The sequence below is a fragment of the Microcoleus sp. Pol11C2 genome, from assembly GCF_036701505.1.
GTDB lineage: Bacteria > Cyanobacteriota > Cyanobacteriia > Cyanobacteriales > Microcoleaceae > Microcoleus.
In genome coordinates, this window is record NZ_JAUBQX010000040.1 from 17,226 (window position 1) to 29,990 (window position 12,765).

The window sequence follows — 12,765 nt, forward strand, 5'->3', positions numbered from 1 at the left end:
ACAAAGGACAAAAGATATGGTTAATTGTGTAGTCCGAAATTGGCAAGGCGAAGAAGTTGGGGAAACAACTTTAGAACTGCGCGTGGCCAAAGAAGAAAATGCGTCTCACATCGTTCACAGAGCATTGACGCGGCAACTGAATAACGCTCGTCAAGGAAATGCTTGCACCAAAACTCGATCGGAAGTCAGAGGCGGCGGTCGCAAACCTTGGCGTCAAAAAGGCACCGGCCGAGCCAGAGCAGGTTCAATCCGTTCTCCGCTGTGGCGGGGCGGCGGTGTCATCTTCGGACCAAAACCGAGAGACTTTGAAGTCAAAATGAACAAAAAGGAACGCCGTCTCGCTTTGCGGACAGCATTCCAAAGTCGCACCGAAGACATCATTGTGGTTGAAGAATTTGCAGAGCAATTTCCGAGACCGAAAAGCAAAGAATTGCTGAGTGCGATCGCCCGCTGGGGCATCGAACCCGATACAAAAGTTCTGTTAATCTTGCCAGAACCGCAACCAAACGTCTACTTATCAGGACGCAACATCGAATTAGTAAACGTCATCTTGGCAACCTCCCTGAATGTTTACGACGTTCTCGCGGCTGACAAAATTATCGTCACATCTACAGCCATAGCTAAAATTCAGGAGATTTACGGTGAGTAAAATCGACCCCCGCGACTACGCAGATTTGATCCAGCGTCCGATTCTCACCGAGAAAGCTACCCGAATGATGGAATTAAATCAATTCACATTCGACGTAGCCCCCAAAGCGACAAAGCCTCAAATCAAAGCTGCAATCGAAGAACTATTTAAGGTCAAAGTCATCGGCGTCAACACCCAAAACCCGCCGCGTAAAAAGCGTAGAGTTGGCAAATTCGTCGGCTTTAAACCTTGTTACAAGCGAGCCACCGTAACTCTGACCGACGGAGACTCGATCCGCAAACTCCTATTCCCAGAAGTTTAGCCAATTTTGGATTTTAGATTTTAGATTTTAGATTGCGGTTAACTGGTGAAAATACCAAACCCAGAAAGTTACCAAGTTAACTGATAATCCCAAATCTAAAATCCAAAACCGCCAAGTCCTTGCATCCCAAATCTAAAATCTAAAATCTAAAATCGATTATGGGCATCCGTTCTTACCGACCTTATACCTCCAGCACCCGAGAACAAACCGTCTCGGATTTTGCTGAAATTACCAAAGCAGAGCCAGAAAAGTCTCTAACCAGTAATAAGCACACCAAACAAGGCCGCAACAACCGAGGCGTCATCACCTGTCGCCACCGGGGAGGCGGTCACAAACGGCTTTATAGAGACATCGACTTCCGCCGCGACAAACACAGCATTCCCGCTACCGTCAAGGCGATCGAATATGACCCCAATCGCAACGCCCGCATCGCCCTCCTGTTCTACAAAGACGGCGAAAAACGGTACATCCTGCACCCGCTCAACTTAAACGTCGGTACAGTAATTGTCTCAGGTCCAGACGCGCCGATCGAGATCGGCAACGCCCTCCCCCTGAAGAATATTCCCCTCGGTACCAGCATCCACAACGTCGAGCTAGTACCCGGAAAAGGCGGACAAATCGTTCGCTCCGCCGGCTCCAGCGCTCAGCTAATGGCAAAAGAAGGTAGCTACGTTACCCTCAAACTGCCATCCGGCGAACAGCGTAAAGTCCGCGCCGACTGCTATGCCACTATTGGTCAAGTCGGCAACACAGACGCCAGAAACATCAGCCTCGGCAAAGCAGGTCGCACCCGCTGGAAAGGTCGCAGACCCACCGTTCGCGGTAGTGTAATGAACCCGGTAGACCACCCCCACGGCGGTGGCGAAGGCAGAGCTCCCATCGGACGTCCGGGGCCTGTCACTCCTTGGGGTAAACCAGCATTGGGTGCAAAAACTCGACGCAAAAACAAGCGCAGCGACGCTTTAATCGTCCGCCGCCGCCGCAAATCTTCCAAGCGTGGCAAGGGCGGTAGACAAAGTTAAGGAAGAAGGAAGAAGGAAGAAGGAAGAAGGAAGAAGGAAGAAGGAACAACAAAAAAGTTTTCCGCGCTCTTTTATTCCTTCGACTTTCTTCCCAATTCAATTCCAACTGCTAATTATTAATTACCAAAATCATGTCTCGATCGCTAAAAAAAGGGCCTTTTGTCGCAGATGCTCTGATGACAAAAATCGAAAAACTCAACGCCGCAGGCCAAAAACAAGTAATTAAAACTTGGTCGCGCTCTTCCACAATCCTGCCCCAAATGGTAGGTCACACGATCGCCGTTCACAACGGCAGACAGCACGTACCCGTCTACCTCACCGACCAAATGGTAGGTCACAAACTCGGAGAATTTTCCCCCACTCGCACCTTTAGAGGTCACGCGAAAAGTGGTGATAAAAAGGCAAAAAGATAGCCGAATTAGGTGACAGGTAATAGGTAATCGGACAAACTTTTTCCCAATTACCAATTACCTTTTTCCCAATTACCAATTACCAATTACCAAAATCGAAATGGTTATAGATACCACATCCGAAATTAAGGCGATCGCCCGTTACATCCGGACATCCCCCTTCAAAGTGCGCCGAGTCCTCGACCAAATTCGCGGCAAAAGCTACCAAGAAGCGCTGATTTTACTCGAATTCATGCCCTACCGCGCCTGCGAACCAATCGTCAAGGTTTTGCGTTCGGCAGTAGCCAACGCCGAACACAACGCAGGATTGGATAAATCCAAGCTGGTAGTTTCTCAAGCTTACGCAGACCAAGGCCCAGTCCTCAAACGCTTTAGACCCCGCGCTCAAGGTCGCGCCTACCAAATCCGCAAGCCAACCTGTCACATTACCGTAGTAGTAGCTCCGCTCGTAGAAAACTAAACCAGGGAAAAACGTAATAGGTAATAAACAGCTTAAAGTTGAAAAAAATGGGTAATCACCAATTACCAATTACCAATTACCAATTACCAATTACCAATTAACTCATCAACTATTATGGGCCAAAAAATACATCCAATTGGTTTTCGTCTCGGCATTACCCAAGAGCACCGCTCTCGCTGGTTTGCCGATCCCAAAAACTATCCAGAACTCTTGCAAGAAGACTATAAAATTCGCAAGTACGTTCGTAAAACGCTCAACAATGCGGGTATTTCCTCGGTCAAAATTGAGCGTAAAGCCGATCAAATTGACCTAGAAGTGTTCACCGCCAGACCAGGCGTTGTCGTAGGTCGCGGCGGAGCAGGCATCGAAACCTTGCGCGTCGGTTTGCAGCAGCAACTCGGTAGCAACCGCCAAATTCGCATCAACGTCGTCGAAGTTCAGCGAGTAGACGCCGATGCCACACTGATCGCAGAATACATCGCTCAGCAACTAGAACGGCGCGTATCCTTCCGCCGAGTCGTCCGCCAAGCAATCACCCGCGCTCAAAAAGTCGGCATCCAAGGCATCAAAATTCAAGTCAGCGGACGCCTCAACGGCGCAGAAATCGCTCGTACCGAATGGACACGCGAAGGAAGAGTCCCGTTGCACACGCTCCGGGCCGACATCGACTACTCCTACTGCACTGCTCAAACCATCTACGGTATTCTCGGCATTAAAGTTTGGGTTTTCAAAGGCGAAATTATTCCCGGACAAGAACAAGAAGCTGCACCAAATGCAGCAGTGCCCCGGACTAAACAAAAGCGCCGTCGCCAGAACTTTGAAGATCGATCGAACGAAGGCTAGCTAATTGTTAACTGTTAGTTGTCATTTGTTAAGTGTGAGTTGTTCCAAACCAATTAGCAATTAGCAATCACCAATTACCAATTACCAATTACCAATTACCCAACTCCCAAAGCCATGTTAAGCCCTAAAAGAACGAAATTCCGCAAACAACAGCGCGGACGAATGAGCGGTATTGCCACCCGCGGCAATACAGTTAGCTTTGGCGACTTCGCGCTCCAAGCTATCGAACCCGCCTGGATTACTTCCCGCCAAATAGAAGCCGGACGGCGCGCCATGACCCGCTATATCCGCCGGGGCGGCAAAATCTGGATTCGCATTTTTCCCGACAAACCAGTCACCGAGCGCGCAGCAGAAACCCGGATGGGTTCTGGTAAAGGCTCACCAGAGTTTTGGGTTGCCGTGGTCAAACCGGGCCGGGTAATGTTTGAAATTGGCGGCGTAAGTGAAGAAACTGCCCGCGAAGCAATGCGTTTGGCATCTTTCAAATTACCAATTAAAACCAAGTTCATCACTCGCGAAGAAGACCAGTCATAGCGAAGAGCGAAGGTAGAATTAGGTCTGTATTAATCAGCATTTTAAACGGCTACAGCATTTTAAAATCTGGCTTTCATAACTTTTCTTTCCTTCGACCTTCAGCCTAAGAGACAATTCTGTCTTCTGTCATACCGCTCGCTAACGAGAAAGCACACAATTATGTCTTTGACCAAGATTAAAGAAGCTAGAGAATTAAGCGATGCTGCAGTAGCAGAGCAAATTTTAGCCGTCAAGCGCCAACTAATGGAATTGCGGCTCCAGCAAGCTACCGGCCGCATGGAAAAGCCTCACCTGTTCAAGCACGCCAAACACCGGCTAGCTCAATTGATGACAGTTGAACGCGAGCGCCAAATCGTTGCTGAGAAAGAAGCTGCAGAAAAATCAGCCGCAGCTCAAGAAGCCGCAGGTTCGGCTCCAAGCCCAGAAGTCAGCCAAGAGTAAGCAGCAACCTAGCCTCGGCTCGGACAGTAGCTAAAAAAGTCAATTGCACAACAAAAATAGGTAGCTATGGCAATTAAAGAACGAGTTGGCGTAGTAGTCAGCGACAAGATGGATAAAACCGTCGTGGTAGCAATCGAAAACCGCTCCTCCCACACCAAATACGGCAAAATCGTAGTCCGCACCAAGCGGTACAAAGCTCACGACGAAGAAAATCAGTGCAAATCGGGCGATCGCGTCCGCATCACTGAAACTCGCCCACTGAGCAAAACCAAACGTTGGACGGTTGCTGAGATTTTCGGTGCAAAAAATGGCTAACAGTTAATTCTTAATTGCTTTGAAGTGTGCGATCTTCTAATCAATCGATCGACTCTGTGATTACCCATCAATTAGCAATTAGCAGTTAGCAGTTAGCAAGCATCAAATTACTTTTTCCCCAATCACCATGATTCAACCCCAGACATACCTCAATGTCGCCGACAATAGCGGAGCCCGCAAACTGATGTGCATCCGCGTATTGGGAGGCGGCAACCGTCGCTACGGCGGAGTCGGCGATGTCATCATTGCCGTCGTCAAAGACGCCATCCCCAATATGGCTGTCAAAAAATCAGATGTCGTTCGGGCTGTCATTGTCAGAACCCGCAAAGGTCTGCGCCGCGACAGTGGCATGAGCATTCGTTTTGACGATAACGCCGCCGTTATTATCAACGTAGACGGCAACCCCAAAGGCACCCGCGTCTTCGGCCCCGTTGCCCGCGAATTGCGCGACAAAAACTTTACTAAAATCGTTTCCTTAGCCCCGGAGGTACTTTAAAATGTACGGAAAAAAGGGTAAACCAACTAGCGAGCCGCAGCGCTACAGAATGCACGTCAAAGCGGGCGACACCGTGCAAATAATTACTGGCAAAGAGAAAGGAAAAGTCGGAGAAATCTTAAAGACATATCCTAAAGTCAGCAAAGTAATTGTTAAAGGTGTAAACATCAGAACAAAGCACGTCAAGCCCCAGCAAGAGGGAGAGTCCGGGAAAATACTCACATTTGAGGCTCCCATTCACAGCTCAAATGTCATGCACTATTCTGAAAAAGAAAAAATAGCTAGCCGCGTTTGCTATACATTTAGCGAAGACGGTCGGAAACTGCGACAGCTCAAAAAAACTGGAGAAATCATCGATCAATAGTGATTTGTTATCAGTCATTGGTCATTAGTCCGCCTTCTGACAAGTGACTTTTCAACTCATAACTAACAGCTAACATCGGTGGGACGGACAATCGACAAATTCCCTGACCAAGCCCAGGGACAGTTAACGAAACACAAAAACTATGCCGGACAAACTCAAAGTTCTTTATCAAGGAAAAATCGTTCCCACACTGATGGATCAGTTTAAATATACTAATATCCATCAGGTTCCCAAACTCGTCAAAGTCACAGTGAACCGCGGTTTGGGAGAAGCATCTCAAAACGCTAAGGCACTTGATTCGTCGATCAACGAAATTGGCATCATCACCGGTCAAAAACCAGTGGTGACGCGGGCGAAAAAAGCGATTGCAGGCTTCAAAATCCGCAAAGGAGTACCCGTCGGCGTTATGGTGACGCTGCGCGGCGATCGGATGTACGATTTTCTCGATCGGCTGATCAACCTCGCACTCCCCCGAATCCGCGACTTCCGTGGCATCAGCCCCAAAAGCTTCGACGGGCGCGGCAACTACAGCTTGGGTCTGAGAGAACAGCTAATTTTTCCAGAAATAGAATATGACAGCATCGATCAAATTCGAGGCATGGACATTTCAATTATCACCACAGCAAACACCGACGAAGAAGGACGCGCCTTGCTTAAAGAAATGGGAATGCCGTTCCGGGACAACTAAGCACTAGAGTAAGAAGCAAAAGATGGCAGCTAACGATACCATAGCAGATATGTTGACGCGCATTCGCAATTCTTGCATGGCGCGCCACCAAACAACGCAAATTCCAGCTACAAAAATGACCCGCAGCATCGCCCAAGTCCTCAAAAGTGAAGGCTTCATCGGCGAATTTGAAGAAGCAGAAGCAGAAGGGGTCAAGCGACATTTAGTGCTTTCTCTAAAGTACAAAGGTAAAACTCGCAAGCCCATTATCACGGCACTTAAGCGAGTCAGCAAACCAGGACTGCGCGTTTACTCGAACCGTAAAGAATTGCCCAGAGTGTTAGGCGGAATTGGCATTGCCATTATTTCCACCTCCAGCGGCATTATGACGGATAGAGAAGCTCGACGCCAAGGTTTGGGCGGTGAAGTGCTTTGTTATGTTTGGTAGTCATTAGTCATTAGTCATTAGTCACTGGTCGTTGGCAACCGACTCAAAAATCAATCACTAAGGACTAATAACTAAGCACTAATAATCAAGGACTAATAACTAAAAACAAAGGACAAAAAACTATGTCGCGAATTGGCAAGCGTCCGATTAGCATCCCCACGAAAGTCACCGTCACCCTAGACGGTCAAAAAGTAGCCGTCAAAGGCCCTAAAGGTGAACTTTCCCGAGTTATCCCAGCCGAAATCCTCATGGGAATTGAAGGCGAGACTTTACTCGTTACTCGCCGAGACGAATCTCGCGTCGCCAGACAACTGCACGGCTTGTGTCGCACTCTAGTCGCCAACATGGTCGAAGGTGTATCTCAAGGTTTTCAGCGGCGTCTCGAAATTATCGGCACAGGTTATCGGGCACAGGTTCAAGGACGGAACCTGATTTTAAACGTCGGTTACAGCAAACCCGTTGAAATGCCCCCTCCAGAAGGCATCACAATGGCAGTTGAAGGCAATACCAACGTCATTGTCTCCGGCATTGACAAAGAACTCGTAGGCAATACAGCAGCCCGCATCCGCGCAGTGCGTCCGCCCGAAGTCTACAAAGGCAAAGGCATTCGCTACAGCGGCGAAGTCGTCCGGCGCAAAGCTGGTAAAACAGGCAAAACAGGTAAGAAGTAACAATGAAGCTTACTCGCAAAGAATCAGTCCAGCGCAGACACCGCCGTGTTCGGCGCAAGGTGTTCGGCACCGCCGAACGTCCCAGACTAGCGGTATTTCGTTCAGAGCAGCACATCTACGCTCAAGTAATCGACGACACCGCCCAGCACACTTTGGCCGCCGCGTCAACCCTCGATCCCGAATTGAAGTCAACTCTCAGTTCTGGCGGCAACTGCTCCGCAAGTGTCCAAGTCGGTCAGTTGATTGCCAAACGCTGTTCCAGCGCTGGCATAGTCAAAGTCGTATTCGATCGGGGGGGCAACCTCTATCACGGTCGTGTCAAAGCCCTCGCAGAAGCAGCTCGCGAAGCGGGGTTAGACTTCTAGAGGGGGTAATGGGTAGCGGGTAATGAGTAATTAAAAAGTAAAAAGTCAAAAGTTGAAAGTTAAAAGGCAAAATCCAGATTTCTTCTATTTTTACTTTTTACTCAAACAATTACCACTTGCCGATCGCCTTTCACCAATTACTAATTCCCACAGGACAAAACTATGGCAGAACAAAAAGAACAGCGCAACAAGAAAAAAAGCAGCAGCAACAACAAAGGGCGCGAAAAAGAATCTGAATGGCAAGAACGGGTTGTTCAGATTCGGCGCGTTACCAAAGTAGTCAAAGGTGGTAAAAAACTCAGCTTCCGCGCCATAGTCATTATCGGCAACGAACGCGGTCAAGTTGGAGTAGGAGTCGGCAAAGCTAGCGACGTAATCGGTGCCGTTAAAAAAGGCGTCGCTGACGGCAAAAAGCACCTAATTGAAGTCCCCCTCACCAAATCTAACTCCATCCCTCACCCCATCAACGGTGACGGTGGCGGAGCTAAAGTGATGATGCGGCCAGCCGCTCCGGGAACCGGGGTAATTGCAGGGGGAGCAGTGCGAACTGTTCTCGAACTAGCAGGAGTCCGCAACATCTTAGCCAAACAGCTAGGTTCTGGAAATCCCTTAAACAACGCCCGAGCCGCAGTCAATGCCCTCTCCACCCTCCGCACCTTGTCCGAAGTTGCTCAAGAGCGCGGAATTCCAGTAGAAAATCTCTACGGTTAGGGCACGCGAGAATGGGAAACTGTAAGTTTTGAGTGTTAAGTGCTTGCGGTGAAAATAAAAAAATCCGCAACTTAAAACTCACGCACTCAAAACTACTGCGTACCCCCTCTCTACATACCAATTACCAATTACCAATTACTAAAACTATGAGATTGCAAGACGCCCGACCCAAAGCAGGCTCCCAAAAGCGCCCCCGACGCTTGGGCAGAGGTATTTCTGCCGGTCAAGGCGCGAGCTCCGGCAAAGGGATGCGCGGTCAAAAATCTAGAGCCGGTAGCGGCACTAGACCCGGTTTTGAAGGAGGTCAAAATCCTCTCTACCGCCGTCTCCCCAAGTTGAAAAGCTTCCCTCTAGTGAACCGGAAAGAGTACACTACCATTAATGTAAGTAAATTAGCATCGCTGCCAGCAAACACCGAAGTTACTCTCACCTCTTTGATCCAAGCAAAAATTGTCACCACAGACGACGGGCCGCTGAAAATCTTAGGAGATGGTGAACTGAATGTACCTTTGCAAGTGCGCGCCTCGGCTTTTACCGCAGGTGCTCGCACCAAAATTGAAGCTGCAGGCGGAAGTTGTGAATTAGTTGCGTGAAGATTTGAGGTTTGAGAGTCTGTCCAAATCTCAAATCCTCAAGCTTGCTATCAGAAAATGATTTAGTCGAAAATCCCAAATCTAAAATCCAAAATCGTAACTATGGACGTTAGTAGAGAGAAAGCGCCAACTGCACAAGAGACGTTCATGCAGATGGCTCAAGCTGCTGGTTTACGAGGCCGCATCCTCGTAACCGTTGGCTTACTGATTTTAGTACGCCTGGGTGTCCACTTGCCAGTCCCCGGCATTGATCGAGTCGCCTTTGCCCAAAACGTCCAAAATAGCCCTTTAATTGGCTTTCTGGACTTGTTCTCAGGAGGCGGCTTGTCAGCGTTGGGGATTTTCGCGTTGGGGATTTTGCCCTACATTAATGCTTCAATTATTGTGCAACTTCTAACTGCTGCTCTGCCAAGCTTAGAAGACTTGCAGAAAAATGAAGGAGAAGCGGGGCGACGCAAAATTTCTCAAATTACTCGCTACGTCTCTTTGGGCTGGGCAATTCTGCAAAGTATTGGCATTGCGATTTGGGTCAGCCCTTTTGCTCAGTCTCCATCGCCTTTATTCATAGCACAAACTGCTTTGGCTCTGACAGCCGGCTCCATGTTTGTGATGTGGATATCGGAAGTGGTGACGGAACGAGGTATCGGGAACGGAGCGTCGCTGCTGATTTTTATCAATATTGTGTCGGTATTGCCACGCTCTTTGGGACAAACTTTTGAATTGGCTCAAAGCGGGGACACGCAAGTTGTCGGCCGCGTAGTCGTTCTGCTACTGGTATTTTTGGTAACGATTGTCGGGATTGTTTTTGTTCAGGAAGGTACTCGCCGCATTCCGATTATTTCTGCCCGTCGCCAAGTCGGCCGCAAAGTTTATCGGGAGAGCCGGAGTTATCTGCCCCTGCGCTTGAATCAAGGCGGAGTGATGCCGATTATTTTTGCATCTTCGGTGTTGATTGTGCCTTCTTTCCTCGCTCAGTCTCTCAATAACCCGTTTTTGGTTCAAGTTGCTAATGTTTTGAGTCCGAACGGCCCTGCCCCTTGGGCTTATGCGCTGTTTTATCTAACTTTGATTCTGTTCTTCAGCTATTTCTACGCTTCGTTGATTGTAAACCCCGTAGATATGTCTCAGAATTTGAAGAAAATGGGCGCTAGCATTCCTGGAATTCGTCCGGGTCAGAAAACGAGTGATTATGTGGAGAAGGTTTTGAACCGTTTGACTTTCTTGGGAGCGATTTTTCTCGGTCTGGTGGCTATTGTACCAACTGCTGTAGAAAGCGCGATCGGTGTGCAAACTTTTAGAGGTTTTGGCGCCACTTCCCTACTGATTCTAGTAGGTGTGGCGATCGAAACTGCTAAGCAAATTCAAACTTACGTCATCTCCCAGCGATATGAAGGAATGGTGAAGTAATCGTAATGCAATTTATTTTCATGGGGCCTCCAGGGGCGGGAAAGGGAACTCAGGCTCAGATATTAGGCGCTCTCTGGAAAATACCCCACATTTCTACGGGCGAAATCCTACGCGCCTGCGTGGTGGCGAAAACTGCCTTGGGCTTAAAGGCGCAAGCTTACATGGACAGGGGTGAGTTGGTTCCCGACCAATTGCTGATGGATATCGTGCAGGAACGCTTGAATGAACCGGACGCGAATGCGGGCTGGATTCTCGACGGCTTTCCCCGCACTGTTGCCCAGGCAACTTTTTTAGACAAACTGCTGCAGGAGCTTAGCGGTGCCGAGGGGGGTACATCGAACCCCAAATGTGGTCTCAAAGCTGTTAATCTCGACGTGCCTGACGACATTTTGGTGTCTCGCCTGCTGTCGCGGGGCCGGCAGGATGACAATGAAGAGACGATCCGCCGTCGGTTGCAAGTTTATCGCGAGCAAACTGAGCCTTTGATTGATTTTTACAGCGGCCGTCAACAGTTAGTTGCGGTTGATGGCGATCGAGCAATGGAATTAGTCACCGCAGAACTGCAACAATCTCTCTCGATCGACTCTTGAACCCTCTCAATACAGCTTGTTACTCACAAGCTTTTGCTAAGATATGTTAACTAGGAGCTTTTTGTGCTATCAGGTTTTGTGAGGGTTGCTAGAGAGCGGATTGAACTCGATACTAATTGCCACAACTTTACTCAAGTAAAGCTAAAACAAGCGGTTGGTTGAGTATTAAAGTCTATCGAGTCGCCCTAATTATTGCCCCCCGTTCCCGTTTGACTCCTACCAGTAAATAGGTTTTGAGGCCAACGCCGGGACACTCCTAGTTAATCAAATGTAGAGTTGAGGTAAATACCAAATTGTCTAAGCAAGATTTAATTGAAATGGAAGGGACAGTGACGGAATCCCTGCCCAATGCGATGTTTCGCGTTGACCTAGATAATGGGTTTAACGTGCTGGCTCACATTTCTGGCAAGATCCGCCGCAACTACATCAAAATTCTGCCGGGCGATCGCGTCAAAGTCGAATTGACTCCCTATGACTTGACCAAAGGCAGGATTACTTATCGCCTTCGGAAAAAATAGGCTTAGATAAAACTTTCTAAAAACTAATTCTAAGTTTAATTTAGAGAGAATTTGGTAAAAAGCTTCAAATTTATGCTATAATGCTACGTTTGTAGTGTTGCCGAGAAGGGCGTCAACAACCTACCGGTGTACCGGGTTAAGTCATTGTTACACCGTAAAAGTATCGCTCGCCAACACTCTGGCGCAGGCGAACTTTACCCAGCAATGGGAGTGGGTGCAAGCGGGCTCCTTCATGAAACAACCCGCACTTTATACAATTTAATCGAGGAGAGGTCTACACCTTGCCCAGCCTCTCCTCCCACCGCTCTACGGGCAGTCCCAGCGTGCCTGTTCTCCGCTAGAGCGGGGTTCTCCAGGCAGGAAGAAAGATGAAAGTTCGAGCATCTGTCAAAAAAATTTGTGAGAAATGTCGCGTCATCCGCCGTCGCGGTCGAGTGATGGTGATATGCACTAACCCGAAACACAAACAGCGCCAAGGTTAGAAAAAACGAAGATTGGGCAATGCACGCAGGTGCATCCTAATTGAACATTGTAGCCAAACAGGAAAACTAGGGAGACAAAAAGTGTGGCACGGATTGCCGGGGTAGACCTTCCACGCGATAAGCGCGTCGAAATAGGTCTGACATACATTTACGGAATAGGCTTGTCGCGGGCCCAAAAAATTATCGCTGCAACAGGCGTCAATCCTGACACTCGCGTCAAGGATTTAACAGAGGCCGACGTGACAGCTCTGCGGGCTCATGTAGAAACCACATACCAAATCGAAGGAGACCTCCGGCGCTGGGAGTCAATGAACATCAAGCGCCTGATGGACATCGGAACTTATCGCGGTCGGCGTCACCGTTTGGGTCTGCCGGTGCGGGGACAACGAACCCGTACCAACGCCAGAACCCGTCGTGGCGTCCGCCGAACAGTTGCGGGCAAGAAAAAGGCACCTTCCAAGAAGTAACATCTTTTTTG

At 48.7% G+C, this 12,765-nt stretch carries 22 protein-coding genes; all 22 read left to right on the plus strand.

The window, feature by feature from the left end:
- Positions 1–16 precede the first annotated feature (16 nt).
- The 22 genes from rplD to rpsM all read left to right on the plus strand — a co-directional run bounded on the left by rplD (position 17) and on the right by rpsM (position 12,754).
- Entirely contained in the window at positions 17–649 is a 633-nt protein-coding gene (gene rplD / locus QUA42_RS20240; RefSeq protein ID WP_190657994.1) for a 50S ribosomal protein L4, read from the plus strand.
- Complete coding sequence (locus tag QUA42_RS20245) at positions 642–950, plus strand: 50S ribosomal protein L23 (protein ID WP_006634999.1); 309 nt, start codon at positions 642–644, stop codon at positions 948–950. The genes rplD and QUA42_RS20245 overlap by 8 nt, the downstream gene beginning before the upstream one ends.
- Before the next feature lie 158 nt (positions 951–1,108).
- Complete coding sequence (gene rplB / locus QUA42_RS20250; RefSeq protein ID WP_333139535.1) at positions 1,109–1,972, plus strand: 50S ribosomal protein L2; 864 nt, start codon at positions 1,109–1,111, stop codon at positions 1,970–1,972.
- 131 nt (positions 1,973–2,103) lie between these two features.
- Complete coding sequence (rpsS, locus tag QUA42_RS20255; protein ID WP_006634997.1) at positions 2,104–2,385, plus strand: 30S ribosomal protein S19; 282 nt, start codon at positions 2,104–2,106, stop codon at positions 2,383–2,385.
- 97 nt (positions 2,386–2,482) lie between these two features.
- Entirely contained in the window at positions 2,483–2,842 is a 360-nt protein-coding gene (gene rplV / locus QUA42_RS20260; RefSeq protein ID WP_006634996.1) for a 50S ribosomal protein L22, read from the plus strand.
- 114 nt (positions 2,843–2,956) lie between these two features.
- Positions 2,957–3,685 (plus strand): 30S ribosomal protein S3, encoded by a 729-nt coding sequence (rpsC, locus tag QUA42_RS20265; RefSeq protein ID WP_015178708.1) that lies wholly within the window; start codon positions 2,957–2,959, stop codon positions 3,683–3,685.
- A gap of 114 nt (positions 3,686–3,799) precedes the next feature.
- Positions 3,800–4,219 carry a 50S ribosomal protein L16 gene (gene rplP / locus QUA42_RS20270; RefSeq protein WP_333139538.1) on the plus strand — a complete coding sequence of 140 codons (420 nt, stop codon included), beginning with the start codon at positions 3,800–3,802 and terminating at the stop codon, positions 4,217–4,219.
- Positions 4,220–4,378: 159 nt separating this feature from the next.
- Positions 4,379–4,660, plus strand: coding sequence for a 50S ribosomal protein L29 (gene rpmC / locus QUA42_RS20275; RefSeq protein WP_333039617.1), 282 nt, complete (start codon positions 4,379–4,381; stop codon positions 4,658–4,660).
- 66 nt (positions 4,661–4,726) lie between these two features.
- Entirely contained in the window at positions 4,727–4,975 is a 249-nt protein-coding gene (gene rpsQ / locus QUA42_RS20280) for a 30S ribosomal protein S17 (RefSeq protein WP_015178711.1), read from the plus strand.
- Between the two features lie 127 nt (positions 4,976–5,102).
- Positions 5,103–5,471, plus strand: coding sequence for a 50S ribosomal protein L14 (gene rplN, locus QUA42_RS20285; protein ID WP_006634991.1), 369 nt, complete (start codon positions 5,103–5,105; stop codon positions 5,469–5,471).
- A 1-nt stretch (position 5,472) separates the two neighbouring features.
- Positions 5,473–5,835, plus strand: a complete 363-nt coding sequence (gene rplX / locus QUA42_RS20290) for a 50S ribosomal protein L24 (RefSeq protein WP_242719707.1) — start codon at positions 5,473–5,475, stop codon at positions 5,833–5,835.
- 142 nt (positions 5,836–5,977) lie between these two features.
- Positions 5,978–6,523, plus strand: a complete 546-nt coding sequence (rplE, locus tag QUA42_RS20295) for a 50S ribosomal protein L5 (RefSeq protein ID WP_333139539.1) — start codon at positions 5,978–5,980, stop codon at positions 6,521–6,523.
- Positions 6,524–6,545: 22 nt separating this feature from the next.
- Positions 6,546–6,950, plus strand: coding sequence for a 30S ribosomal protein S8 (gene rpsH / locus QUA42_RS20300; protein WP_190657976.1), 405 nt, complete (start codon positions 6,546–6,548; stop codon positions 6,948–6,950).
- A gap of 122 nt (positions 6,951–7,072) precedes the next feature.
- Positions 7,073–7,621 (plus strand): 50S ribosomal protein L6, encoded by a 549-nt coding sequence (rplF, locus tag QUA42_RS20305; RefSeq protein WP_333039622.1) that lies wholly within the window; start codon positions 7,073–7,075, stop codon positions 7,619–7,621.
- Between the two features lie 2 nt (positions 7,622–7,623).
- On the plus strand, positions 7,624–7,986 hold the full coding sequence (gene rplR / locus QUA42_RS20310; protein WP_333039624.1) for a 50S ribosomal protein L18: 363 nt from the start codon (positions 7,624–7,626) through the stop codon (positions 7,984–7,986).
- A 162-nt stretch (positions 7,987–8,148) separates the two neighbouring features.
- On the plus strand, positions 8,149–8,697 hold the full coding sequence (rpsE, locus tag QUA42_RS20315) for a 30S ribosomal protein S5 (RefSeq protein ID WP_190745441.1): 549 nt from the start codon (positions 8,149–8,151) through the stop codon (positions 8,695–8,697).
- A 146-nt stretch (positions 8,698–8,843) separates the two neighbouring features.
- Positions 8,844–9,290, plus strand: a complete 447-nt coding sequence (gene rplO / locus QUA42_RS20320) for a 50S ribosomal protein L15 (RefSeq protein WP_006634984.1) — start codon at positions 8,844–8,846, stop codon at positions 9,288–9,290.
- Between the two features lie 102 nt (positions 9,291–9,392).
- Positions 9,393–10,697: a preprotein translocase subunit SecY gene (gene secY, locus QUA42_RS20325; RefSeq protein ID WP_333039629.1), complete on the plus strand. Its 1,305-nt coding sequence runs from the start codon at positions 9,393–9,395 to the stop codon at positions 10,695–10,697.
- Positions 10,698–10,702: 5 nt separating this feature from the next.
- Entirely contained in the window at positions 10,703–11,287 is a 585-nt protein-coding gene (locus tag QUA42_RS20330; protein ID WP_333139541.1) for an adenylate kinase, read from the plus strand.
- 293 nt (positions 11,288–11,580) lie between these two features.
- Positions 11,581–11,805 (plus strand): translation initiation factor IF-1, encoded by a 225-nt coding sequence (gene infA / locus QUA42_RS20335; protein WP_006276978.1) that lies wholly within the window; start codon positions 11,581–11,583, stop codon positions 11,803–11,805.
- Positions 11,806–12,173: 368 nt separating this feature from the next.
- Complete coding sequence (gene rpmJ / locus QUA42_RS20340; RefSeq protein ID WP_015178722.1) at positions 12,174–12,287, plus strand: 50S ribosomal protein L36; 114 nt, start codon at positions 12,174–12,176, stop codon at positions 12,285–12,287.
- 83 nt (positions 12,288–12,370) lie between these two features.
- Complete coding sequence (gene rpsM / locus QUA42_RS20345; RefSeq protein ID WP_006634981.1) at positions 12,371–12,754, plus strand: 30S ribosomal protein S13; 384 nt, start codon at positions 12,371–12,373, stop codon at positions 12,752–12,754.
- Positions 12,755–12,765: the final 11 nt, after the last annotated feature.